Here is a 23,646-nt window from a genome sequence, read left to right as displayed (position 1 = left end):
TGACCCCCACCACAGATCGCCCGTTGTCTTCTGCATGAGCCCGGGACCACCCCGGACCACGGGCCGGGAGCCACCCGGTCCCGCCACGCACCGCATCCCGAGGGAGCCACCGTGCCGCGCATGCTCGACGTCAGCGACGAGGTACGCGCCGAGATCGGCGACGAAGAAGCCGACCGGCTGCTCGCCGGAGAGAACGCCCCGGGCAGTTACGACTGCACGTCCTGTCGCACCCCGGGCGACTCCGAGCACGAGCGCACCAGCACCGTCCTGTTCATCGGGGACGAGACCGCCGTACTCGCCTTCGCCCACGCGGGCTGCCTGCCCTCGCAGGTCGTCCAGGTCACCGAGGAGCAGTTGCAGGGCGCCGTCCGTTCCATCGGCGGCACCGCGGGCGGTGACCAGCAGCAGGCCATGCCCGAGCAGGCCGTGCTCGGCGTGACCAGCGGGCTCGTCCTGATCGCCGGGGAGCTGCACCCCGCGCTCGTGGTGGAGCCGACCGCGCCCATCGTGCGGCCCGGATCCACGGACATCGGCGACGACTTCCTGCCGCTGCTGATCGAGCAGGGTTTCATGCCGCTCATCGAACTGGCCGAGGTGCCGCCCGTGCTGCACGGCTGGTCGGTGCTGCTCGCCGCGGGCCAGCTGCACGCCGTGCTCCAGCCGGGCGCGAACGGGGGCCAGCCGGTCGCCTGGTGGCAGGCGCACCAGCCGCTCCAGGTCACCGACAGCTGGCGGGCGGCGGCCAACAAGCACCAGCAGGTGCTCATGTACGCGGCACCGGTCGGCTCGATCGGGCGCCAGCCCCGAGAGGACCTGCTGCGCGACGCGCTCGACAAGGCGGCGGCCAACGGCAAGCTGGTCGGCTCCGCGCTGCCGCTCGCGGGGATCTGAGCGTCCGCGCTCCCGAGCGGCCGGCCCGCCGAACGCGGCCCGGCCGCATCCCCTGGGCGGCGGGGTCGTTTGAACATACGTGCACGCATACGACGTTCCCCGCCGCCCGGCCTTCCAGCCGGTCCCGCCCGCAGGCTCCCCGCTCCGTCCGGGACGGGAGGTGCCCGCGCCGCGACCGGCTCAGGAACCTCATGGCGCTCCCTCCGCCACCCCGATCTACGACGCGCTCTACGCCGAGTACGTCAAGTCCTTCCGCTCCCTGCCCGGCGACCGCAGCGGCGAGGACGACCTGGGCTTCACCGCCTTCGCGAGCATCCCGCACCGCACGGGCTCGCCCGGCGGCCATCGCGCGGGCACCTTCAGCAGCTCGTACAGCGCCTACAGCGCGGGGGCGAGCAGCGCGCGGGGCGGCGGGCAGCCGTCCCCGTGGCAGCGCGTCGGACAGCTGGGGCAGCTCGGTCAGGGCAGGCAGGCGGCGCAGTCGGCACAGGGCAGCACGCAGCACGGCACCGGCACCGGCACGCAGCACGGCGCGGGCATGCGGCACGTCCCGGCGGCGCTGCCGCCCGCACCGCGCAGCGGCCTCTGAGTCCCTGGCCCGCACAGGGCCTCCGGGCCCCACGCACGACGCACGAGGGCGGCCCCGGGATTCCCGGGGCCGCCCTCGTGCGTCGTGTGCGTCCTACTTCCGCTTCGCGCCGCGCTTCTCGCGCACCCGTACGGAGATGTGGATCGGGGTGCCCTCGAACCCGAACTCCTCGCGCAGCCGACGCTCGATGAAGCGGCGGTAACCCGCCTCGATGAAGCCGGAGGCGAAGAGCACGAACCGCGGCGGCTTGGTGCCCGCCTGGGTGCCGAAGAGGATGCGGGGCTGCTTGCCGCCCCGGATCGGGTGCGGGTGGGCGGCGACCAGCTCGCCGAGGAAGGCGTTCAGCCGGCCGGTGGGGACCCGGGTCTCCCAGCCCGCCAGCGCCGTCTCGATGCCCGGGACCAGCTTCTCCATGTGCCGTCCGGTGCGCGCGGAGACATTGACCCGCGGCGCCCAGGCGACCTGGCCGAGCTCGGTCTCGATCTCCCGCTCCAGGTAGTAGCGGCGCTCCTCGTCGAGCGTGTCCCACTTGTTGAACGCGAGGACGATCGCCCGGCCGGCGTCGACGGCCATCGTGACGATGCGCTGGTCCTGGACGGAGATGTTCTCGGACGCGTCGATCAGGATGACGGCGACCTCGGCCTTCTCGACGGCCGCGGCCGTACGCAGCGAGGCGTAGTAGTCGGCGCCCTGCTGGAGGTGGACGCGCTTGCGGATGCCCGCCGTGTCGACGAACTTCCAGGTGACGCCGCCGAGTTCGATCAGCTCGTCGACCGGGTCGCGGGTGGTGCCCGCGAGTTCGTTGACGACGACGCGCTCCTCGCCCGCCACCTTGTTCAGCAGCGAGGACTTGCCGACGTTCGGGCGGCCGATGAGGGCGATCCGGCGGGGACCGCCGACACCGGTCCCGAAGGTCTGCGCGGGCGCCTCGGGCAGCGCCTCCAGCACGGCGTCCAGCATGTCGCCGGTGCCGCGGCCGTGCAGGGCCGAGACCGGGTGCGGCTCGCCGAGCCCCAGCGACCACAGGTAGGAGGCGTCGGCCTCGCCGCTCGGGCCGTCGACCTTGTTGGCGCACAGCACGACCGGCTTGCCGGCCTTGCGCAGCAGTCGTACGACCGCCTCGTCGGTGTCGGTCGCGCCGACCTTGGCGTCGACGACGAACACGACGGCGTCGGCCGCCTCGATCGCGTACTCGGCCTGGGCGGCCACGGAGGCGTCGATACCGAGGACGTCCTGCTCCCAGCCGCCGGTGTCGACGACCTTGAAGCGGCGGCCCGCCCACTCGGCCTCGTAGGTGACCCGGTCGCGGGTGACGCCGGGCTTGTCCTCGACGACCGCCTCACGGCGGCCGATGATGCGGTTCACCAGAGTCGACTTGCCGACATTGGGGCGGCCGACGACGGCGAGCACGGGCAGCGGGCCGTGGCCCGCCTCCTCGATGGCTCCCTCGACCTCTTCCAGGTCGAAGCCCTCCACCGCGGCGAGCTCCATGAACTCCGCGTACTCGGCGTCGCCAAGTGCTCCGTGGTCGTGCTCCTCGCCCGAGCCCTCGGAGTGGATCTGGTCGTTCATGAAGTCCGTACCTCGTTCATCGTGGTGATCGGTGGACCGCCCGTATCGGGTGATCCACTACTCAAGTGTCTCTTAGCGCCCGGTCAGGCGCCTGGCGTGGTCCAGGTGCGCCGCGAGCTGCTTCTGGATGCGCTCGGTCGCCTCGTCCAGCGCCTTGCGCGTACGCCGCCCGCTTCCGTCGCCCGCCTCGAACGGGTCGCCGAAGACGACGTCGACCCGGGAGCGCAGCGGAGGCAGCGCCTTCGCCAACCGGCTGCTGCGCCCGGAACTTCCCAGGACCGCGACGGGGACGATCGGCGCCCCGCTGCGGACCGCGAAGTAGGCGAGCCCGGCGCGCAGCGACGCGAAGTCGCCCTCGCCCCGCGTGCCCTCCGGGAAGATCCCGAGGACCCCGCCGGCCGCGAGCAGGTCGAGGGCCTGGGTGATCGCGGTGCGGTCGGCGGACTGACGGTCGACCTTCACCTGCCCGATGGCGAGCAGGAACGGGTCGAGCGGTCCGACGAACGCCTCCTTCTTGATCAGGAAGTGCGTCGGCCGGGGCGCCACGCCCATGACCATCGGGCCGTCGATGTTGTGGGAGTGGTTGACCGCGAGGATCACCGGGCCGGTCACGGGGACCTTCCAGGCGCCCAGGACGCGCGGTTTCCACAGCCCGTACATCAGGCCGACGCCGATGCGTCTGCCGACCTCGGCGCCCTTGACGGAAGGGACGGGGCGGGTGTTCACCGCGCGGCCCGCTTCTCCTCGACGAGGCTGACGACACACGCGATGACCTGCGTGAGCGTGAGGTCGGAGGTGTCCACCTCGACCGCGTCGTCCGCCTTGGCGAGCGGAGAGGTCTTGCGGCTGGAGTCGGCCGCGTCCCGCTTCAGCAGGGCCTCGCGGGTCGCCTGCACGTCGGCGCCCTGGAGCTCACCGCTGCGGCGGGCGGCGCGCGCCTCCGCGGAGGCGGTGAGGAAGACCTTCAGGTCGGCGTCGGGCAGCACGGTGGTGCCGATGTCACGGCCCTCGACGACGATCCCCCCGGCCGCCGAGGCCGCCAGCGAGCGCTGGAGCTCGGTGATCCGGGCCCGCACCTCGGGCACCGCGCTGACCGCGCTGACCTTGGAGGTGACCTCCTGGGTGCGGATCGGACCGGCCACGTCGGTGCCGTCGACCGTGATCGTCGGGGCGGCCGGGTCGGTGCCGGAGACGATGTCGGGCTTGCCGGCCGCGTCGGCGATCGCGGCCGGGTCGGCGATGTCGATCCCGTTGTTCACCATCCACCAGGTGATCGCCCGGTACTGGGCGCCGGTGTCCAGGTAGCTCAGCCCGAGCTGCGCGGCCACGGCCTTGGACGTGCTCGACTTGCCCGTGCCGGAGGGGCCGTCGATGGCGACAATCACTGCCGGGACGCTTTCCACAGTGGGGGACCTTCCTGGAACCGGGGTGGCGGACGGGCGCGAGGGCGCCCCGCACAAGGTTACTGGCTCCCCGGCGGCCGTTTCACTGCCGGATGGCCCAGCCCCGCTCGCGCAGCGCCGCCGTCAGGACGGGCGCCGACTTCGGCTCCACCATCAGCTGCACCAGACCGGCCTGCTGACCGGTCGCGTGCTCGATGCGTACGTCCTCGATGTTGATCCCGACCCGGCCCGCGTCGGCGAAGATACGGGCCAGCTGGCCGGGCTGGTCGTCGATGAGGACCGCCACCGTCTCGTACACCCGCGGCGCGGACCCGTGCTTGCCGGGGACGCGGACCTGGCCCGCGTTGCCGCGGCGCAGCACGTCCTCGATGCCGGTGGCGCCCTCGCGGCGCTTGTCCTCGTCGGAGGACTGCAGGGCGCGCAGCGCCCGGACCGTCTCGTCCAGGTCGGCGGAGACGTCCGCGAGGAGGTCGGCGACCGGCCCCGGGTTCGCGGAGAGGATGTCGATCCACATCCGCGGGTCGGACGCGGCGATCCTGGTCACATCGCGGATGCCGCCGCCGCACAGCCGCACGGCCGCCTCCTCGGCGTTCTCCAGCCGCGCGGCGACCATGCTGGACACCAGGTGCGGCATGTGGGAGACGAGGGCCACGGCGCGGTCGTGCGCGTCCGCGTCCATCACCACCGGCACCGCACGGCAGTGCGAGACCAGCTCCAGGGCGAGGTTGAGCACCTCGGTGTCGGTGTCCCGGGTCGGGGTGAGCACCCAGGGGCGGCCCTCGAAGAGATCGCCCGTCGCGGCCAGCGGCCCGGACTTCTCCCGGCCGGACATGGGGTGGGTGCCGATGTACGACGTCAGGTCGAGGCCGAGCGCCTCCAGCTCGCGGCGCGGGCCGCCCTTGACGCTGGCGACGTCCAGGTAGCCGCGGGCCACGCCCCGGCGCATGGCGTCGGCGAGCACCGCGGCCACGTGGGCCGGCGGGGCGGCGACGATCGCGAGGTCGACGGGGCCCGTGGGCGGCTCGTCCGTGCCGGCCCCGAGCGCGGCCGCCGTACGGGCCTGCTCCGGGTCGTGGTCGGCGAGGTGGACGACGACGCCCCGCTGGACGAGGGCGAGGGCCGCGGACGTGCCGATGAGCCCGGTGCCGACGACGAGTGCGGTCCTCACTGGGCGATGTCCTTGCGCAGGGCGGCCGCGGCGCCGAGGTAGACATGCGCGATGTCGGCCCGGGTCCGGTCGGTCTCGACATGGGCGAGCAGACGGACCACCCGGGGCATGGCGCCCGCGATGTCCAGCTCCTGGGCGCAGATCAGCGGCACGTCCACGATGCCCAGCTTGCGGGCGGCGGCCGCCGGGAAGTCGCTGTGCAGGTCGGGCGTGGCCGTGAACCAGATGCTGATCAGGTCGTCCGTGCCCAGACCGTTCCGTTCCAGGACCGCGGTGAGCAGGGCACCGACCTGCTCACTCATGTGGCCGGCTTCGTCCCGCTCCAGCTGGACGGCCCCCCGGACCGCTCGTACCGCCACGGTGCTGCTCCTCGCTGATGTGCTGATGTACGGACCACTGTCCGCGGACCACTGTCTCGTCCGTCCAGCCTAGTCAGACCGCGCGTGACCGGTACGCGGCGACCGTCCGCTGAGACGGCGGGCGCGCCCGTGCACCCTGTGCACCCCCGTACGCGCTGGGCCGTCAGGAGTACGGAACAAGCGTTTTGTGGCACTCCATACCGGAATACCCGGCCTTCGGAGCATTCGGTGCCAAGATGCTGCTGCTCCGTCCGGAGCGACCACCGGCCTCCGCCTTCCGGTTCCTTCTTCCCCACCTTCGGAGTGACGACATGACCCAGGGTCCGACGCGGCGCACGGTACTCGCGACGGGCGCGGCCGCCTGTGTCGCGGGGTGCGGCAAGTCCGGCGGGAACAGCAGTTCCGGCTCCGCCCCCGTCGCCTCGCCCACCGCTTCGGCCGCCACCCCCACCGGCACCTCCACCGCCACGTCGGCCGCCGGATCGGCCGCCACCGGCAAGGAGCTGGCGAAGACCGCGGACATCCCGGTCGGCGGCGGCACGGTCTTCGCGGCCGAGGAGGTCGTCGTCACCCAGCCGGAGAAGGGCGAGTTCAAGGCCTTCTCCAACATCTGCACCCACCGGCAGTGCCCGGTCGCCGACGTCTCCGACGGCACGATCAACTGCACCTGCCACGGCAGCAGGTTCCGCATCACGGACGGCTCGGTGGCGCACCCTCCGGCGACCCAGCCGCTGCCCGAGAAGAAGATCACGGTCGAGGGCGACACGATCCGCCTGGTCTGACCCGGTCAGGCGTCCCAGAGCGCCCCGAGCTCCAGCAGCTCGTCCCGGTACTCGATCCGGTCCGCCCAGCCGGCGGGCCAGGCGTCGGCGCCCAGGTGGGCGCCCGCGAAGGCGCCGGTCAGACAGGCGATCGAGTCGGAGTCGCCGGAGCTGCACGCGGCCCGGCGCAGCGCGGTCACCGGCTCGTCGACGAAGAGCAGGAAGCACAGCAGCCCGGTCGCCAGCGCCTCCTCGGCGATCCAGCCCTCCCCGGTGGCCAGGCACGGGTCGGTCTCGCGGGACCCGGCCCGTACCGCGTCCTGGAGCCGGTCCAGGACGCCCAGGCACTCGTCCCAGCCGCGCGCGATGAAGTGCAGCGCGCTGGGGTCCTGACCCCGGGTCCACAGGTCGCCGAGCCAGCGCTCGTGGTAGCGGGTGCGGTTGTCGAGGGCGTACGAGCGCAGCAGCCCCACGAGTCCGGTCGGCTCCGCGCCCCGGGCCAGCAGGTGCACGGCGTGCGCGGTGAGATCGGAGGCGGCCAGCGCGGTCGGATGCCCGTGCGTCAGGGCGGACTGCAACTGGGACGCGCCGGCCCGCTGTTCGTCGTCGAGTCCGGGGGCCAGACCGATCGGCGCCACGCGCATGTTGGCGCCGCAGCCCTTGGAGCCGATCTGGCTGGCGTCCTGCCAGGGCAGATCGCTCTGCAGGAGACCGCACGCCGTCATACAGGTGCGCCCCGGCGCCCGGTTGTTCTCCGGCGAGCGGTACCACTCCACGAACTCCTCCCGCACCGGCCGCGCCAGCCGCTTCGGCCCGAGCAGCCCCCGGTCCATCGCGGTGCGCAGCCCCCGGCCGAGGGCGAGGGTCATCTGGGTGTCGTCGCTGACGATCGCGGGCCGGATCAGTTCCATCTCCCGCCAGGGGCCGCACTTGGCGAGGATCGACGGCACGTCGTTGAACTCGGTCGGAAAGCCCAGCGCGTCGCCGAGGGCGAGGCCCAGCAGCGCTCCGGTGGCGGCGCGCTTGCGGACGGTGGTCGTGGTGGTCATGCGGGGCGTCCTTCCCGTGCGGTGCGAAGCAGCGGCGGATGGAGGGTGGTGGCGGTGCCGGCCCGGTACAGCGCGGCCGGCTTGCCGCGGCCGCCGGTCAGCCGGGCGCCGCCGGGCACGGGCTCGACGAAGCCGGGAGCGGCGAGCACCTTGCGCCGGAAGTTGGGCCGGTCCAGGACCGCGCCCCAGACGGCCTCGTAGACCTGCTGCAACTCGCCGAGGGTGAACTCGGGCGGGCAGAAGGCGGTGGCCAGGCCGGTGGACTCCAGCAGGGTGCCGACGCGGTCGTGGGCGTCGGCGAGGATCCGGTCGTGGTCGAAGGCGAGCGGCTCGGCACGGTCGTAGGGCAGCCAGCGGGCCTGTGCGGCGTCGCCGCCGCCGCGTGGTTCGGGGGCGTCGGGCAGCAGGGCGGCGAAGGCGACCGACACGACCCGCATCCGGGGGTCGCGGTCGGGTTCGCTGTAGGTGCGCAGCTGCTCCAGGTGCAGCCCGGAGACGTCCGACAGGCCGGTCTCCTCGGCGAGCTCGCGCCGGGCCGCGGTCTCCGCGGACTCCTCGGGCAGCACGAAGCCGCCGGGCAGCGCCCAGTGTCCGGCGTACGGCTCCTGCCCGCGTTCGACGAGCAGGACGTGCAGGGTGCCGGAACGCAGGGTGAGGACGGCGAGGTCGACGGTGACGGCGAAGGGTTCGAAGGCGTACTTGTCGTAGCCCTGCATCCACCCACCTCCTTAATAGTCACGACGACTATAAATAGTCCGGGCGCCCGGACACAAGAAGGCGGACACACGAAAGCGGCCGGTCCGGAGATCCGGAACCGGCCGCCTCGGTGAAGGGCGAGCGATCGGGAGAGCGATCGGGCGGGCGACCTACAGGTCGACTTCCTTCATCAGCATGCCGACCTCGGTGTTGGACAGCCGCCGCAGCCAGCCGGACTTCTGGTCGCCCAGGGTGATCGGGCCGAAGGCGACGCGCACCAGCTTGTCGACCGGGAAGCCTGCCTCGGCGAGCATGCGGCGCACGATGTGCTTGCGGCCCTCGTGCAGGGTGACCTCGACGAGGTAGTTCTTGCCGGTCTGCTCGACCACCCGGAAGTGGTCCGCGCGCGCGTAACCGTCCTCCAGCTGGATGCCGTCCTTGAGCTGCTTGCCCAGGTCGCGCGGGATCGGGCCCACGATGTGCGCGAGGTAGACCTTCTTCACGCCGTACTTGGGGTGGGTCAGCCGGTGGGCCAGCTCACCGTGGTTGGTGAGCAGGATGACACCCTCGGTCTCGGTGTCCAGCCTGCCGACGTGGAAGAGCCGCGTCTCGCGGTTGGTGACGTAGTCGCCGAGGCACTGACGGCCCTCGTTGTCCTCCATGGTCGAGACGACACCGGCGGGCTTGTTCAGCGAGAAGAACTGGTACGACTGGGTCGCCACCGTCAGGCCGTCGACCTTGACCTCGTCCTTCTCCGGGTCGACCCGCTTGCCCTGCTCCAGCACGATCTCGCCGTTGACCTCGACGCGCGCCTGCTCGATCAGCTCCTCGCAGGCCCGCCGGGAGCCGTAACCGGCACGCGCGAGCACCTTCTGCAGGCGCTCGCCCTCCTGCTCGGCGCCCGGGAAGGTCTTGGGCAGCTTGACGTCCTTCTTGCCCGCGTACCGCTCCCGGTTGCGCTCCTCCGCGCGGGCGTCGTACTCCCGGGAGGTGGCGGGCGCCCAACGCCCCCGTCCGGTGCCCGGAGACTGCCTCGGTCCGCCCTTGGCCCCGCCGCGCGCCGAAGCGCCGCGCCCGGCCTTGGGGCCGTCCTTCGTCGCGCCGGGGCCCACGTCGTAGCGGCGCTCCTCGGGGCGCGGCTTGCTCGGCCGACCGCCCTGCTTGTCGTCGCGGTTGCCACCGGCTCCACGGCTGCCGCCGCGGCCACCGCTGCTCCCGCCGCGGCCGCCGCTGTTGCCACCACGGCTCCCGCCGTTGTTTCCGCTGCTGTTCCTGCCGCTGCTGCTTCGCATCAAAGTTCCGTCTTGTCGTCTGCGTCCTCGGAATCCGGAGCGTCCGGATCGAACGACGGGACCCCTTCCATCGTCTCGGCCTCGATCGCCGCCGCCTCCGGGAGGAAGGGCGCGAGTTCCGGGAGCTCGTCCAGGCCGCGCAGGCCCATCCGCTCCAGGAAGTAGTTCGTCGTCACGTACAGGATCGCACCTGTTTCGGGTTCCGCGCCCGCCTCCTCGACGAGACCGCGCTGCAGCAGGGTCCGCATGACCCCGTCACAGTTGACCCCGCGGACCGCGGAGACCCTGCTGCGGCTGACCGGCTGGCGGTAGGCGACCACGGCGAGGGTCTCCAGCGCCGCCTGGGTGAGCCGGGCCTGCTGGCCGTCCAGGACGAAGCCCTCCACGGCCGCCGCGTACTCGGGCCGGGTGTAGAAACGCCAGCCGCCCGCGATCAGCCGCAGCTCGAAGCCGCGCCCCTGCACGGTGTACTCGTCGGCCAGCTCCCGCAGCGCGTCCCCGATCCGCCGCTTGGGCCGCTGGAGGATCTTCGCGAGGTGTTCCTCGGTCGCGGGCTCGTCCACGACCATCAGCACGGCCTCCAGGGCCGGCTTGAGATCGAGGTCGGCCACGGTGCCGGAACCGGCCGGGATGTCGGTGCTCTCCTCGCTCACGCCTTCTTCTCCTCCGTCGTCACCTCGGGCGGCCGGTCGAACTCGTCGGTGACCCGCGGGGCCTCTCCCTCGTCCCCGCCGGTCCAGCGCACCAGCAGATCGCCGAGGGCGTCCTCCTGGTCCAGGGCGACCGCCTTCTCCCGGTACAGCTCCAGCAGCGCCAGGAACCTCGCCACCACGGTGAGGGTGTCGTCGGTGTCCTCGACGAGGGTGCGGAAGCTGGCCTCGCCGAACTCCCGCAGCCGCGAGATCACGATCCCCGCCTGCTCCTGGACGCTGACCAGCGGCGCGTGGATGTGGTCGACGTAGACCTGCGGCTTGGGCCTGGGCTGCATCGCCTTGACGGCGAGCCGGGCGAACCCCTCCGGGCCGATGCTGATCACGACCTCGGGCAGCAGCTCGGCGTGGTGGGGTTCGAGGCCGACGGTACGGGGCGGACGGCGGGCCTCCTGCGTCAGCCGGTGCTGGAAGATGTCGGCGATCTGCTTGTAGGCCCGGTACTGGAGCAGCCGGGCGAACAGCAGGTCGCGGGCCTCCAGCAGGGCCAGATCGGCCTCGTCCTCGACCTCGGCGGCGGGCAGCAGCCGGGCCGCCTTCAGGTCGAGCAGGGTGGCGGCCACGACCAGGAACTCGGTCGTCTGGTCCAGGTCCCAGTCCGGCCCCATCGCCCGGATGTGGGCCATGAACTCGTCGGTCACCTTCGACAGGGCCACTTCGGTGACGTCGAGCTTGTGCTTGGAGATCAGCTGGAGGAGCAGGTCGAACGGGCCCTCGAAGTTCGCCAGCCGGACCTTGAAGACCCCGTCGGGGGAGTCCTGCGCTTCGGCGGCCCCGGTCCGGGCCTGCGGCACGGGCGCGGGCGCCGCCACGGGTGCCACGACCGCCTCGGGTTCCGGCTTCGACTCCGGCCCGGCCTCGGGCTTCGGTTTCGACCCCTGCTCGGGTTCCGGTCCCGGCTCCGTCTCGGGCTTCGACCCCGGCTTCGCCCCCGACTCAGGTCGCGTCCCCGGCTCAGGTTCCGGAGCCGGGACTTCGGCCGCCGGTGCCGGGCTCGACCCGATCCCGGTCTCTGGCGCCGGGCTCGACCCGGGCTCGGCAGGGACGCTCTCGGCCCCCGGCCCGGGACCGGAGGCGGGCGGCCCCGTCCGGGGGGCCGGCGTCGGCTCGGGCTCGTGCCCGGGTGGCTGCTCCCGCTCGGGTACGAAGGCCTCGGGCTCCGGTTGTACGTCGGCCGGGCTCGTCGCCGCGGCCGTGCCCGGCCCACGCCCCAGCGCCCGCCGACGGCGACCGGAGGCGCCGGGAACGGAAGCGTCGTTCGAGAACTTCGAGGACATGGCCCCCGCAGGCTACCGCTAGCGTCCGCGCAGGCGTCGAACGAGAATGCTCGCGTCCCCCCGGGACTCCAGGTCGGCCAGGACCACGGCGACCGCCTCCCGGACGATCCGCCCGCGGTCGACGGCCAGCCCGTGCTCGCCGCGGAGCACGAGACGCGCGTGCTCCAGGTCCATGAGCTCCTCGGCGGACACGTACACCGTGATCTTCTCGTCGTGCCGTTCGCGCCCGCTGGGCCGCCGTGCGGGCGACCGCCCGCGCTTGCGCGGCTGCCCCTGCGGGTCCGCAGAACCTTCCTGCGCGGCCCCGCGCCGGGCGGTGCGCTCCGCGGCGGCGGCCCGGATCCGGGACTCCCCCGCGTCGGCCGCCTCAGGGTCGGCGGCCACGTGCTCGGCGCCCTCGCCGTCGCCCCCCTGGACGGGCACCGCGGGCGGCGCGTCCTCCGCGGGGGCGGCGGTCGTCTGGTCGCTCTCCCCCGCCGGGGCCGGCACCCGGGCCTCGCCGTTGGCCGGGCGCCGTGGAGTGGACGGCTGGAGTGCCATTCCCCCTGTCGTACGGAACAGTTCGTCGGCCCCCGGCAGACTCACTCGGCGTGACACCGGGCGAGCACCTCCCTGGCGAGCTGGCGGTAGGCGGCGGCGCCGACGGAGTTGGACGCGTACGTCGTGATCGGCTCACCGGCGACCGTGGTCTCCGGGAAGCGGACCGTGCGCCCGATGACCGTGTGGTAGACGTGGTCGTCGAAGGCCTCGACCACCCGCGCGAGCACCTCACGGCTGTGCACGGTGCGCGAGTCGTACATCGTGGCGAGGATCCCGTCGAGCTCCAGCTCCGGGTTCAGCCGCTCCTGGACCTTCTCGATGGTCTCCGTCAGCAGCGCCACACCGCGCAGGGCGAAGAACTCGCACTCGAGCGGCACGATCACCTTGTGCGCGGCCGTCAGGGCGTTCACCGTGAGCAGACCGAGCGAGGGCTGACAGTCGATCACGATGTAGTCGTAGTCGGGCAGCAGCGGCTTCAGCGCCCGCTGGAGCGTCGACTCGCGCGCGACCTCGCTCACGAGCTGGACCTCGGCGGCCGACAGGTCGATGTTGCTGGGCAGCAGGTCCATGTTCGGGACCGCCGTCTTCAGGAGCACCTCGTCCGCCGACATGCCCCGCTCCATGAGCAGGTTGTAGACGGTGAGGTCCAGCTCCATCGGATTGACGCCGAGACCCACCGACAGCGCGCCCTGCGGGTCGAAGTCCACGAGCAGCACGCGACGGCCGTACTCCGCGAGGGCGGCACCCAGGTTGATGGTCGACGTCGTCTTGCCGACGCCGCCCTTCTGGTTGCACATCGCGATGATCTTCGCGGGTCCGTGGTCGGTCAGCGGGCCCGGGATCGGGAAGTACGGCAGCGGACGTCCGGTCGGGCCGATGCGCTCGCGACGCTGGCGTGCCGCGTCGGGCGCGAGCGTGGCCGCGTACTCGGGGTCGGGCTCGTACTCGGCGTCGGGGTCGTAGAAGTGCCCTTCGGGCAGTTCGTCGTAGTCGGCGAAGTGGTTGTGGGGCGCGCCACTTCCGTCGCCGGCCATGGCGTTCACGTGATGGCCATCCATGCTCTGGGGTGCTGTCCGAGCCGCCTGCGGACTCTGGTGGGCTGCGAAGGTGCGCACGGCGACGGAGCCGACAGCCTCGAACCCCTCGGGGCCCTGGCTTCGGACCGGCGTTCCTGGTTGACCACCCCCGGGAGAAAATGTCGACTCATTCACAAGTCGTCTTACCTCCTTGGTGACCAGGAAACTTCTAGACAGGTCAGCGTGACACCATGCCGACGGTTGGCGACTCTATGGCGTGTCGGGCGTCCGCAGCAACACAATCCGCCGGACCCGGCAGGATGTGTCGGCAATGAAACATCCCTCTGTCAAGGGCGTACGGCCGTCGCACGGCAGGTTTCACCGGTGTACGAATCGGTTCAAGGGTTACGTTCGAGGCGAGTTGGCACGGCGACGCAAAGTGACCATACACACACCATGCCGGACCTTGTCGGGCAAGGTCCGGCATGGTGCGTGCGGTTGACGATCCTTGTTGACGTATCGCCTTTACTGTTTGGAGACTTAGCCGAGAAGCGCGTCGAGGGAGACGTGGTCGAGGCCGTGCGCCTCGGCGACCTCGCGGTAAACGACCTGGCCGTCATGGGTGTTGAGGCCCCGGGCCAGGGCCGCGTCACGGCGCAGCGCCTCGGCCCAGCCGTTGTCGGCCAGCGACACGATGTAGGGCAGCGTGGCGTTGGTGAGGGCGTTGGTGGAGGTGCTGGGCACCGCGCCCGGCATGTTGGCGACGCAGTAGAAGACCGAGTTGTGGACCCGGAAGGTCGGCTCGGCGTGCGTGGTGGGACGCGAGTCCTCGAAGCAGCCGCCCTGGTCGATCGCGATGTCGACAAGGACACTTCCGGGCTTCATCCGGGAGACGAGCTCGTTGGTGACCAGCTTCGGGGCCTTGGCGCCCGGGATGAGCACCGCGCCGATGACGAGGTCGGCGTCCAGGACGGCCTTCTCCAGCTCGAAGGAGTTGGACATGACGGCCTTGACCTTCGTGCCGAAGATCTTGTCGGCCTCGCGCAGCTTGTTGATGTCGCGGTCCAGCAGGGTCACGTCGAAGCCCATGCCGACGGCGATCTGGACGGCGTTCCAGCCGGAGACGCCACCGCCGATGACGACGGCCTTGGCCGGCGTCACGCCCGGGACACCGCCCGGCAGCACGCCACGGCCGCCGGCCGCGCGCATCAGGTGGTAGGCGCCGACCTGCGGGGCCAGCCGGCCCGCGACCTCGGACATCGGGGCGAGCAGCGGCAGCCCGCGGCCCGGCAGCTCGACCGTCTCGTACGCGATCGCCGTGGTGCCGGACTCCAGGAGGGCGTCCGTGCACTCCTTGGACGCGGCCAGGTGCAGGTAGGTGAAGAGCGTCTGGTCCTTGCGCAGGCGGTGGTACTCCTCGGCGACCGGCTCCTTGACCTTCAGCAGCAGGTCGGCCGTGGCCCACACCTCGTCCGCCGAGTCCAGGATCTCGGCACCGGCGGCGGCGTACTCCTCGTTGGTGATCGACGAGCCGAGGCCGGCGTCGCGCTCGACGACGACCTGGTGGCCGTGGCGCACCAGCTCCAGCACGCCGGCGGGGGTGATGGCCACCCGGAACTCGTTGTTCTTGACCTCGCGGGGGATGCCGACCTTCACGTCGATCACGGTCCTTGGCTCAGAGGGTGTGGGGCAACACAAGACATACCTGTGCACATGGGGCGCACAGGGATGCACCGCAGGAGAACGTGCGGCAGAGCCAGTCTAATGAAGGTGTTCTCGGTGTCCAGCCTTTCAATACTTCAATCTTCAGCGGATGCACTACGGATTTCGCAGGCGTTAGCGCCGTGTTCCAGCTCTGGGTCGCTCTCCGGGAGCTCATCTCCCAGCATGCGCTCGGCGGCACCGCGGTGCAGGCGGGCGGCCGCCGGATCGCCCAGATGCTCCAGCGTGTCCGCCAGCCGAAGCTGGAGCGCGGCCTGGAGCCGTACGTCCTCGGCGCGGCGCGCCAACTCCACCGCCTCCTGGCAGGTGCGCAGCGACTCCGCCGGCCGCCCCGCGTACTCCTGGACCCGCGCGAGCTCGCTCAACGCCCTTGCCTGGGCGCCCACATCACCGTTCTTGCGGTGCCCCGCGACGGCCGCCCGCCAGTGGCGCAGCGCCTCGCCGTAGCGGCTCGCGTAGGTGTGCGCGGTGGCGATACGGCCGTACAGCCGGGCGGCGTCCGCGCGCTCGTCCCGGGCCAGCCGCTGGGCCAGCGCCCGGCCGAACCAGTCGGCGGCCCGGTCGAAGTCCCCGAGCTCGAGGTGCGCGCCGCCTACGGATTCCATCGCGCGGCCGGTCGCGTACGGATCGTTCGCCTCGCGTCCGGCGTCCAGCGCGGCCCGGTAGCGCACCAGCGCCTCCGCCGTACGGCCGGTCTGCGCGTCCACGTCGGCGAGGTTCAGCAGCGCCGCGGCCTTCTCCCGGGGCAGGTCCCGGCGCTCGGCGACGTCCAGCACCAGCCGGTGGATGCCGTACAGGTCGGCGGCCACGGCCTGGGTGCCGAAGTGCGCGATCATGGCCCTGACCAGCTGGGACATCAGCCGACGGGCCAGGGTGTCCAGCTCGCCGTCGGCGACCGCCAGGCGGGCCGCGGCCAGCAGCGCGGGTCTGCGCACGGTCAGCCACTCGGCGGCCGCCCGGGGGCTGGGGAAGCGCAGCGCGCGGGGCATCGCCTGGAGCTTCTCGCGCCCCTCGGGGTCGTCCGTCTCGGTGATCGCCCGGCAGGACTGCAACAGCCGTACGGTCCGCTCCAGCATCCGGGCGCGGGCCAGCTCGAGCTCCGCGGGGCGGTCCTCGGTCTCGCTGGCGGCCTTCAGCAGGGGGTGCAGGGCGCCCGGGACCTCGTACTGCGGCAGCGGCGACTCCACGGCCCGCAGCAGGCCCAGCGCGACGAGGTCGTCGAGGACGGTGCGGGCGCCGTCCACCGAGCAGCCGGCCAGGGCGGAGGCGGTGTGCGGGTCGACGAGGCCGGCCGGGGCGAGGGAGAGCAGCCGCAGTATCCGGGCGGCGTTCGCGGGCAGGGAGGCGTGCACGAGCCGGAACAGCCGGCTCAGGGGCGTGCCGTCGGCGCCTTCCGTGTGCAGTTGCTTGGCCAGGTCGGCGACGGCGGTCTTGGGCCGGGCCGCGAGCCAGCCCCCGGCCAGCCGCAGCACGGCGGGCTGGGCCCGGCACTCCTCGACCAGGCCCTCGGCGGCACGCGGGTCGACCGTGATGCGGACGGAGCCGGTGTGGCGGGTCAGCAGCTCCAGCGCGGACTTCGTGTCGAGACCGCCGATGGTGCACGGGCGGACGTCCGAGATCCCGGTCAGCGGGCCCCCGGCGACGGCCACGACCAGACAGTCGGGGGTGTCCGGCAGCAGGGCGTCGACCTGCTCGGCGCCGGCCGCGTCGTCCAGCAGGAGCACCGCCCTGCGGTCGGCGAGCGCGGCCCGCAGGGCCTCGCTCAGCTCGTCCTCGCCGGCGCCCGGCGGGCTCGGCCGGTCCAGCGCGGCGAGCAGCTCGCGGGCGGTGCGTTCGACCGGTACGGGCGTGCCGTCGGGCTCGCTGAGCCGGGCGCGCAGCACCCCGCCGTCGTAACGGTCCGCGACCTCCCGTACGAGCTCCTCGGCGAGCGCCGTGCGACCGGATCCGGGGCTGCCCGCGATCAGGAGCACCCGCGCGCGCGGTGCCTTGCGGCCGGCCAGGGTGTTCAGGCCCGCGCGCTCGATGTCGGCGCGCAGCTCTTTCAACTCCCTTGTACGGCCCAGGAAATGGCGTTCCACCGGCGTGCGTCCCGACAGCTGAACGCCGTCCGTGTCCACCGCCTGATCCGTCACGGGCCACACTCCCGTCCCACCGCACGCGCAAGCCCGCCGGGTCTCCGGGCCGGGCGTTTCCAGAGCCTAGTTCACGCTCTGCGACCTCCCGGGCGGAGCACGGCGGGGACATCCCTCGATCGGATCAGGCGATCGTCACACCGGCAGCCGACGGCGGGAGACCGGCGCCGGCAGCCGACGGCGGGACACGGGCGGCCGGACGCACCCCGGCGCGCCGGGAGCGGCGGCCGGGGTCGTGGGGCGCGGTCTCAGGCGTCGAAGGGGCGGGCCGGCCAGGGTGCCTCGGCCGGCCGCAGGGCGTCGAGGCCGCCCCCGGCGCGCGCGGCGACCAGCGAGAGCACGCCGACCACGAGGCAGTTGTTGTGCAGATCGCCCGCGAGCACCCCCCGTACGAGCTCCTCGACCGGCACGCGCCCGTGCTCCATGTCGGCCTCCTCGTCCTCCACCTCGAAGCGCTGCCCCTCGGCCTCGGACAGATCGCGGGCGAGGAAGATCCGCACGGCCTCGTCACAGCCGCCGGGCGTGGTGTAGACGTCGGTGAGGACCCGCCAGTCCCCGGCCTTGACGTGCGCCTCCTCGTACAGCTCGCGCTGGGCGGCGTGCAGCGGGTTCTCGCCGGGCACGTCGAGCAGCCCGGCCGGGATCTCCCACAGCTTGTGACGCACGGGGTGGCGGTACTGCTTGATGACCAGGACCCGGTCCTCCTCGTCGAGGGCGAGGACGGCGACCGAGCCGGGGTGGACCTGGTAGTCGCGGCGGACCACCGAGCCGCCGGGCATGACCACGTCGTCGGCGCGGACGGAGGTCTTGTTCCCCACGAAGGGGGTCTGCGTCGCCCGGATCTCCCACTGCTCGGAAGTGTCCTTGATCGTCATGCCCTGTCCTTCCACACGTGCGGGACGGACCGGCGCACCACGCGGGAGACCGGCCGTCGGAAAAAGCCGGGGTGCCCACCCGTTGAGGGTTCGCACCCCGGCAACCGTACAACCGGTGTGTTACTCGGAATCCTGCCCTGCCGCGACCTTGCGCTGCACGGCCGCCTTCACCAGGCCCGCGAACAGCGGGTGCGGACGGGTCGGCCGCGAGCGCAGCTCGGGGTGCGCCTGGGTGGCGACCAGGTAGGGGTGTACGTCGCGCGGGTACTCGACGTACTCGACCAGCTTGCCGTCGGGCGAGGTGCCCGAGAAGAGGATGCCGGCCTTCTTCTCCAGCTCCGCGCGGTAGGCGTTGTTCACCTCGTAGCGGTGCCGGTGGCGCTCCTCGACGTACTCCTTGCCGTCGTACACCTCGCGCACGATCGAGCCCTCGGCCAGCTTGGCCGGGTACATGCCCAGCCGCATGGTGCCGCCCATGTCGCCCTCGCCCGCGACGATGTCGAGCTGCTCGGCCATGGTCGAGATGACCGGGTGGCCGGTGCCCGAGTCGAACTCGGTGGAGTTGGCGTCGGGGATGTCGGCGAGGTTGCGGGCCGCCTCGATCACGATGCACTGCAGGCCCAGGCAGAGGCCCAGCAGCGGGATCCGGTTCTCGCGGGCGTAGCGGATCGCGCCGACCTTGCCGAGCACACCGCGGTCGCCGAAGCCGCCGGGGATGCAGATGCCGTCGACGTCGCCGAGCTGTGCCGCGGCGCCGGCCGGGGTCTTGCAGTCGTCGGACGTGACCCACTTGATCTTCACCCGGGCCCGGTTGGCGAAGCCGCCGGCACGCAGCGCCTCGGTGACCGAGAGGTAGGCGTCGGGCAGGTCGATGTACTTGCCGACCAGCGCCAGGGTGATCTCGTGCTCGGGGTTGTGGACGCGGTCGAGCAGGTCGTCCCACGTCGTCCAGTCCACGTCACGGAACGGCAGGTCCAGCTTGCGGACGACATAGGCGTCCAGGCCCTCGCCGTGCACGGTCTTCGGGATGTCGTAGATGGAGCGCGCGTCGGGGCAGGCCACGACCGCGTCCTCGTCGACGTCGCACATCAGCGAGATCTTGCGCTTGATCGCGGTGGGGACCTCGCGGTCGCAGCGCAGGACGATGGCGTCCGGCTGGATACCGATGTTGCGCAGCGCCGCGACCGAGTGCTGGGTCGGCTTGGTCTTCAGCTCGCCCGAGGGGCCGATGTAGGGCAGGAGCGAGATGTGGACGACGAAGACGTTGTCCCGGCCGACCTCGTGGCGGACCTGGCGGACCGTCTCCAGGAACGGCAGCGACTCGATGTCGCCGACCGTGCCGCCGACCTCGGTGATGACGACGTCGACCGCGTCGGTGGCCATCCGGCGGATGCGGTGCTTGATCTCGTTGGTGATGTGCGGGATCACCTGCACCGTGTCGCCCAGGTACTCGCCGCGCCGCTCCTTGGCGATCACCGTCGAGTAGATCTGACCGGTGGTGACGTTCGCGGAGCCGTCCAGGTCGCGGTCGAGGAAACGCTCGTAGTGGCCGATGTCCAGGTCGGTCTCGGCGCCGTCGTTGGTGACGAACACCTCGCCGTGCTGGAAGGGGTTCATCGTGCCGGGGTCGACGTTCAGGTACGGGTCGAGCTTCTGCATCACCACGCGCAGGCCCCGGGCCTTCAGCAGCATGCCGAGGCTGGACGCCGTCAGGCCCTTGCCGAGCGAGGAGGCGACACCCCCGGTGACGAAGATGTGCTTGGTCGTCGTGGATTTGGGCGTCATGGCCAAGAGGGGGCTCCCGTGGTCGCGTTCTGGGGGTGCGGTGCGGCTGCTGTCCGGACCGGAGATTTCCGGTTTTCGGGGAGGCGCCGTCGCTGCGGTTCGGGGGTTTCGTGCCCACCGGTCCACGGGCTACCAGGGTATCAGCGCCTGGGGGAGATGGCTTCCGGCAACGCTTCGCGCTCACGCCGACACGGAGCCGGACATCGGCCGGTCACCTGCTCCTCGTCGGCTGCTCACCCGTTCGGCTCAGGCGCGTTGTCCGGAGCGGCACGCAGATCATCTACGTGCGTCGTATCCTGCTCGGACACTCGCTGCCGAGCCCGCCCCGACACCAGGGCACCACCCCTCGCCCCCTCATCATCGGAACAACGAGAGCTCGTCAGCTCGTTGAACAACAATTGTCGTTGAACACCGATCGGCGTTTTGCCTCACGGCTGAGCGGCTGCTTTGCTTCACCGCTCAACGACGCACGACAAACGACCCTTTGACCGCACTAGCGACCGCCCCATTCGCGTGGGGTGACGTGGCCGTTCGACTGGAGTTGCACGTGGCCGGGCGCATCGAAGACTACGCACTCATCGGAGACATGCAGACAGCGGCGCTGGTCTGCCGGGACGGCACCATCGACTGGCTGTGCCTGCCCCGCTTCGACTCGCATGCCATCTTCGCCGGTCTGCTCGGCACCGAGGAACACGGGTTCTGGCGGCTGGGACCGGCCGGCAGCACCGACACCCCGCCGCCACCGGCGGACCGGCGGACCTATCGCGGCGACTCGCTGATCCTGGAGTCCGAGTGGGACACCCCGCGCGGCACCGTCCGGGTGATCGACTTCATGCCCCCGCGCGAGGGCGCCGCCCCACAGCTCATCCGGATCGTGGAAGGCGTCTCGGGCCGCGTCCCGGTGCAGTCGACGCTCCGGATGCGTTTCTCCTACGGGCGTGTGGTGCCGTGGGTGCACCGGCACGACGGACGCACCGTGGCCGTCGCGGGCCCCGACTCGGTGTGGTTCGACACCGACGCCGAGACGTACGGCGAGTCGCTGACGACGTACACCGACTTCACGGTCTCCCCCGGCGACCGGATCACCTTCACCCTGTCGTGGCAGCCCTCGCACCACGCTCCGCCCGGGCTGCCGGAGCCGGAGCAGGCGCTGGAGGCGACCGAGGAGTTCTGGCGCGAATGGGTGGACCACTGTACGTACCACGGTCCCTACCGTGAGGCCGTGGTCCGCTCGCTGATCACGCTCAAGGCCCTCACCTACGCGCCCACCGGCGGCATCGTCGCGGCCCCCACCACCTCCCTGCCGGAGGAGATCGGCGGGGTGCGCAACTGGGACTACCGCTACACCTGGCTGCGCGACGCGGCCATCACCCTCTCCTCGCTGCTGCGCACCGGCTACCGCGAAGAGGCCCGCGCCTGGCGCGAATGGCTGCTGCGGGCCGTCGCCGGCGACCCGGAGAACCTCCAGATCATGTACGGCATCGCGGGCGAGCGCGAGCTCGGCGAGGCCGAGCTGGACTGGCTGCCGGGGTACGAGAATTCCAGCCCGGTCCGGGTCGGCAACGGCGCCGCGAACCAGCTCCAGCTCGACGTGTACGGCGAGGTCACCGAGGCCCTGCACCTGGCCCACATGACGGGCCTGGCCCGCAACGACTACGCCTCCCTGCTCCAGCTCAAGCTGATCCGCTACCTGGAGGACCACTGGGACGAGCCGGACGAGGGCATCTGGGAGGTGCGCGGCCCGCGCCGCCACTTCGTGCACTCCAAGGTGATGGCCTGGGTCGCCGTCGACCGCACGATCAAGCTGATCGAGTCCGGGGACGCGAACGGCCCGCTGGAGAAGTGGCGACAGCTGCGCGAGGACATCCACCGGGACGTGTGCGAGCGGGGCTACGACAAGGAGCGCAACACCTTCACCCAGTCGTACGGCTCGAAGGAGCTGGACGCCGCGCTGCTGCTGATCCCGCAGATGGGCTTCCTGCCGCCGGACGACAAGCGGGTGATCGGCACGATCGAGGCGATCCAGCGCGAGCTGTCCACCTCGGACGGCTTCATCCTGCGCTACCCGACCGACGGCGACCAGGAGGGCGTCGACGGGCTCCCGGGCGACGAGGGCGCCTTCCTCGCCTGCTCGTTCTGGATGGCGGACGACCTCGCGATGATCGGCCGCGTCGACGAGGCCCGCAAGCTGTTCGAACGGCTGCTCGCCCTGCGCAACGACCTGGGCCTGCTCGCGGAGGAGTGGGACCCGCGCCTCCAGCGCCAGGTCGGCAACTTCCCGCAGGCCTTCAGCCACGTCCCGCTGATCGACACGGCACTGCGTCTGACGGCGTCCGGGGCCTACGCGGGCTGAACAGGACCGTGCGGCCGCCGCCCTCCTACGCTGGATGGGGACAGACACCCCTATCGGGAAGGGGGCGGCCATGGCTCCCCCATCGAAGGCGGCCGCGGCCCTCGCCTCGCTGCGCGCGGACCTCTCGGGCGAGGTGTTCGCCCCGGGGGACGAGGGTTACGACGCGGCCCGGAGCCTCTTCAACGCCATGATCGACCGGCGCCCGGCCGTCATCGCGCAGTGCGCCGACGAGGCCGATGTCGTCCGGGCGGTGCGCTTCGGGAGGGACCTGGACCTGCATGTCGCGGTGCGCGGCGGCGGACACAGCGTGGCGGGCATGGCGCTCGGCGACAACGCGCTCGTCGTCGATCTGCGCCGGCTGCACGAGGTGACCGTCGATCCGGCGGCCGAGGCCGTACGGATCGGCGGCGGCGCCACCATGAGCCATCTGGACCGCGCCACCCAGCCCTACGCGCTGGCCACCACCGGCGGCCGGGCTTCGACCACCGGGGTCGGCGGCTTCGTGCTGGGCGGCGGCACCGGCTGGCTGGACCGCTGGTGCGGCCTGGCCGTCGACAATCTGCTGGGCGTCGAGCTGGTCACCGCCGACGGCTCCCGCGTCCACGCCGACGACGACGAGAACCCCGAGCTGTTCTGGGCCCTGCACGGCGGCGGCGGCAACTTCGGCGTCGCCACCGCGCTCACCCTGAAGGTCCATGAACTGCCCCGGTTCTCGGCCGCGGTGCTGCTGTACCTCCCCGAGTTCGGCCCGGAGGTCGTACGCACCTACCGCGACGTCATCAAGTCCGCTCCGCACGAGGCGGGCGGCGGCGTCCTGTACCTGACCGGCCCGCCCGAGGAGTTCGTGCCGCCGCCCCTGGTCGGACGGCTCGTGTGCGCCGCGCTGCTGACGTACGCGGGCGCCGAGGAGCCCATGCGCAAGCTCGCCCAGCCGCTGCTGGCGCTGCCGCACGAGGGGGAGGTGGTGGCCGAGCTGCCGTACGCCGACTTCCAGACCATGTTCGACGATCCGCCGGGGATGCGGAACTACTGGTCGGCGGAGTATCCGGCGAGCCTGCCCGACGAGCTGGTGGACGTCTTCTGCGCCCTCGCGGACACCGTGCCCGTACCGACCGGCACCCAGCACGTGCTGTTCCCGCAGGGCGGCGCGATCGCCGAGGGGCCCGCGCAGTACCCGGTGCCCTACCGGGACGCGCCGTGGGCGGTGCACCCGTTCGGGGTCTGGGAGGACCCCGCCGACGACGAGCGGGCCGTGGCGTGGGTACGCGGTGTGCGGGACGCCGTCCGGCCGTGGAGCACCGGCGCGGTCTACCTCAACTTCATCGGCGACGAGGGCGCGGAGCGGGTGGAGGCCGGACTCGGCGCGGAGAACGCCCGGCGGCTCGGCGAACTGAAGCGGCGGTACGACCCGGACAACGTCTTCCGGTTCAACCACAACATCCGGCCGCTCTGA

Annotated in this window: 21 protein-coding genes and 1 pseudogene; 6 read left to right on the top strand and 16 right to left on the bottom strand. The window is 72.1% G+C overall.

Annotation, left to right across the window (positions count from 1 at the left end; genetic code table 11):
• Positions 1-111 precede the first annotated feature (111 nt).
• Both ACZ60B_RS17175 and ACZ60B_RS17170 read left to right on the top strand, forming a co-directional pair.
• The gene (locus tag ACZ60B_RS17175) at positions 112-891 is read left to right on the top strand and encodes a hypothetical protein (RefSeq protein WP_469387706.1); all 780 of its coding nucleotides are present in this window, start codon (positions 112-114) and stop codon (positions 889-891) included.
• A gap of 79 nt (positions 892-970) precedes the next feature.
• The gene (locus tag ACZ60B_RS17170; protein ID WP_469387704.1) at positions 971-1,480 is read left to right on the top strand and encodes a hypothetical protein; all 510 of its coding nucleotides are present in this window, start codon (positions 971-973) and stop codon (positions 1,478-1,480) included.
• 93 nt (positions 1,481-1,573) lie between these two features.
• Here the strand turns inward: ACZ60B_RS17170 and der are convergent, their stop codons facing one another.
• The 5 genes from der to aroH all read right to left on the bottom strand — a co-directional run bounded on the left by der (position 1,574) and on the right by aroH (position 5,982).
• The gene (gene der, locus ACZ60B_RS17165) at positions 1,574-3,052 is read right to left on the bottom strand and encodes a ribosome biogenesis GTPase Der (RefSeq protein WP_469387702.1); all 1,479 of its coding nucleotides are present in this window, start codon (positions 3,050-3,052) and stop codon (positions 1,574-1,576) included.
• A 72-nt stretch (positions 3,053-3,124) separates the two neighbouring features.
• Positions 3,125-3,817 (bottom strand): lysophospholipid acyltransferase family protein, encoded by a 693-nt coding sequence (locus tag ACZ60B_RS17160; RefSeq protein ID WP_469387700.1) that lies wholly within the window; start codon positions 3,815-3,817, stop codon positions 3,125-3,127.
• Complete coding sequence (cmk, locus tag ACZ60B_RS17155) at positions 3,775-4,437, bottom strand: (d)CMP kinase (RefSeq protein ID WP_469387699.1); 663 nt, start codon at positions 4,435-4,437, stop codon at positions 3,775-3,777. The genes ACZ60B_RS17160 and cmk overlap by 43 nt, the downstream gene beginning before the upstream one ends.
• A gap of 100 nt (positions 4,438-4,537) precedes the next feature.
• Positions 4,538-5,623 carry a prephenate dehydrogenase gene (locus ACZ60B_RS17150; protein ID WP_469387697.1) on the bottom strand — a complete coding sequence of 362 codons (1,086 nt, stop codon included), beginning with the start codon at positions 5,621-5,623 and terminating at the stop codon, positions 4,538-4,540.
• Positions 5,620-5,982: a chorismate mutase gene (gene aroH, locus ACZ60B_RS17145; protein ID WP_450664350.1), complete on the bottom strand. Its 363-nt coding sequence runs from the start codon at positions 5,980-5,982 to the stop codon at positions 5,620-5,622. Before aroH ends, ACZ60B_RS17150 begins: the two co-directional genes overlap by 4 nt.
• A gap of 155 nt (positions 5,983-6,137) precedes the next feature.
• Here aroH and ACZ60B_RS17140 point away from each other — a divergent pair.
• Positions 6,138-6,242 (top strand): annotated as a pseudogene (locus ACZ60B_RS17140) (DUF6529 family protein); the annotation flags it as partial.
• Positions 6,243-6,293: 51 nt separating this feature from the next.
• Positions 6,294-6,764 carry a Rieske (2Fe-2S) protein gene (locus ACZ60B_RS17135; protein WP_469387694.1) on the top strand — a complete coding sequence of 157 codons (471 nt, stop codon included), beginning with the start codon at positions 6,294-6,296 and terminating at the stop codon, positions 6,762-6,764.
• Between the two features lie 5 nt (positions 6,765-6,769).
• Here the strand turns inward: ACZ60B_RS17135 and ACZ60B_RS17130 are convergent, their stop codons facing one another.
• The 11 genes from ACZ60B_RS17130 to ACZ60B_RS17080 all read right to left on the bottom strand — a co-directional run bounded on the left by ACZ60B_RS17130 (position 6,770) and on the right by ACZ60B_RS17080 (position 19,840).
• Positions 6,770-7,792: an ADP-ribosylglycohydrolase family protein gene (locus ACZ60B_RS17130; protein ID WP_469387692.1), complete on the bottom strand. Its 1,023-nt coding sequence runs from the start codon at positions 7,790-7,792 to the stop codon at positions 6,770-6,772.
• Entirely contained in the window at positions 7,789-8,508 is a 720-nt protein-coding gene (locus ACZ60B_RS17125) for an NUDIX hydrolase (protein ID WP_469387690.1), read from the bottom strand. Before ACZ60B_RS17125 ends, ACZ60B_RS17130 begins: the two co-directional genes overlap by 4 nt.
• A 150-nt stretch (positions 8,509-8,658) precedes the next feature.
• Complete coding sequence (locus tag ACZ60B_RS17120; RefSeq protein WP_469387688.1) at positions 8,659-9,780, bottom strand: pseudouridine synthase; 1,122 nt, start codon at positions 9,778-9,780, stop codon at positions 8,659-8,661.
• On the bottom strand, positions 9,780-10,433 hold the full coding sequence (gene scpB / locus ACZ60B_RS17115; protein WP_469387686.1) for an SMC-Scp complex subunit ScpB: 654 nt from the start codon (positions 10,431-10,433) through the stop codon (positions 9,780-9,782). The genes ACZ60B_RS17120 and scpB overlap by 1 nt, the downstream gene beginning before the upstream one ends.
• Positions 10,430-11,767: a segregation and condensation protein A gene (locus ACZ60B_RS17110; protein ID WP_469387684.1), complete on the bottom strand. Its 1,338-nt coding sequence runs from the start codon at positions 11,765-11,767 to the stop codon at positions 10,430-10,432. Before ACZ60B_RS17110 ends, scpB begins: the two co-directional genes overlap by 4 nt.
• Positions 11,768-11,785: 18 nt before the next feature.
• Positions 11,786-12,364, bottom strand: coding sequence for a hypothetical protein (locus ACZ60B_RS17105; RefSeq protein WP_469387682.1), 579 nt, complete (start codon positions 12,362-12,364; stop codon positions 11,786-11,788).
• Positions 12,349-13,518, bottom strand: coding sequence for a ParA family protein (locus ACZ60B_RS17100; protein WP_469387680.1), 1,170 nt, complete (start codon positions 13,516-13,518; stop codon positions 12,349-12,351). Before ACZ60B_RS17100 ends, ACZ60B_RS17105 begins: the two co-directional genes overlap by 16 nt.
• A gap of 345 nt (positions 13,519-13,863) precedes the next feature.
• Positions 13,864-14,979 carry an alanine dehydrogenase gene (gene ald / locus ACZ60B_RS17095; protein ID WP_450664380.1) on the bottom strand — a complete coding sequence of 372 codons (1,116 nt, stop codon included), beginning with the start codon at positions 14,977-14,979 and terminating at the stop codon, positions 13,864-13,866.
• Between the two features lie 143 nt (positions 14,980-15,122).
• The gene (locus tag ACZ60B_RS17090) at positions 15,123-17,180 is read right to left on the bottom strand and encodes a tetratricopeptide repeat protein (protein ID WP_469387678.1); all 2,058 of its coding nucleotides are present in this window, start codon (positions 17,178-17,180) and stop codon (positions 15,123-15,125) included.
• 248 nt (positions 17,181-17,428) lie between these two features.
• A complete protein-coding gene (locus tag ACZ60B_RS17085; RefSeq protein ID WP_469387676.1) occupies positions 17,429-18,055 on the bottom strand; it encodes an NUDIX domain-containing protein in 627 nt (208 codons plus the stop codon).
• A gap of 120 nt (positions 18,056-18,175) precedes the next feature.
• Complete coding sequence (locus tag ACZ60B_RS17080) at positions 18,176-19,840, bottom strand: CTP synthase (protein ID WP_469387674.1); 1,665 nt, start codon at positions 19,838-19,840, stop codon at positions 18,176-18,178.
• 547 nt (positions 19,841-20,387) lie between these two features.
• On the opposite strand from ACZ60B_RS17080, the gene ACZ60B_RS17075 reads away from it, so the two are divergent.
• Both ACZ60B_RS17075 and ACZ60B_RS17070 read left to right on the top strand, forming a co-directional pair.
• On the top strand, positions 20,388-22,193 hold the full coding sequence (locus ACZ60B_RS17075; RefSeq protein WP_469387897.1) for a glycoside hydrolase family 15 protein: 1,806 nt from the start codon (positions 20,388-20,390) through the stop codon (positions 22,191-22,193).
• Positions 22,194-22,263: 70 nt separating this feature from the next.
• Positions 22,264-23,646, top strand: a complete 1,383-nt coding sequence (locus tag ACZ60B_RS17070; protein ID WP_469387672.1) for an FAD-binding protein — start codon at positions 22,264-22,266, stop codon at positions 23,644-23,646.

The organism is Streptomyces sp. NPDC104096, assembly GCF_055584385.1.
The sequence above is the reverse complement of the archived record's forward strand: the minus strand, read 5'-3'. Positions and strand labels throughout refer to the sequence as shown.

What these genes read in the sequence shown, in the direction of transcription:
- der (WP_469387702.1), bottom strand. Translation starts at nt 3,052, where the DNA reads ATGAACGACCAGATCCACTCCGAGGGCTCGGGCGAGGAGCACGACCAC.
- ACZ60B_RS17135 (WP_469387694.1), top strand. Translation starts at nt 6,294, where the DNA reads ATGACCCAGGGTCCGACGCGGCGCACGGTACTCGCGACGGGCGCGGCC.
- ACZ60B_RS17130 (WP_469387692.1), bottom strand. Translation starts at nt 7,792, where the DNA reads ATGACCACCACGACCACCGTCCGCAAGCGCGCCGCCACCGGAGCGCTG.
- ACZ60B_RS17125 (WP_469387690.1), bottom strand. Translation starts at nt 8,508, where the DNA reads ATGCAGGGCTACGACAAGTACGCCTTCGAACCCTTCGCCGTCACCGTC.
- ACZ60B_RS17120 (WP_469387688.1), bottom strand. Translation starts at nt 9,780, where the DNA reads ATGCGAAGCAGCAGCGGCAGGAACAGCAGCGGAAACAACGGCGGGAGC.
- ACZ60B_RS17110 (WP_469387684.1), bottom strand. Translation starts at nt 11,767, where the DNA reads ATGTCCTCGAAGTTCTCGAACGACGCTTCCGTTCCCGGCGCCTCCGGT.
- ACZ60B_RS17085 (WP_469387676.1), bottom strand. Translation starts at nt 18,055, where the DNA reads ATGACGATCAAGGACACTTCCGAGCAGTGGGAGATCCGGGCGACGCAG.
- ACZ60B_RS17080 (WP_469387674.1), bottom strand. Translation starts at nt 19,840, where the DNA reads ATGACGCCCAAATCCACGACGACCAAGCACATCTTCGTCACCGGGGGT.
- ACZ60B_RS17070 (WP_469387672.1), top strand. Translation starts at nt 22,264, where the DNA reads ATGGCTCCCCCATCGAAGGCGGCCGCGGCCCTCGCCTCGCTGCGCGCG.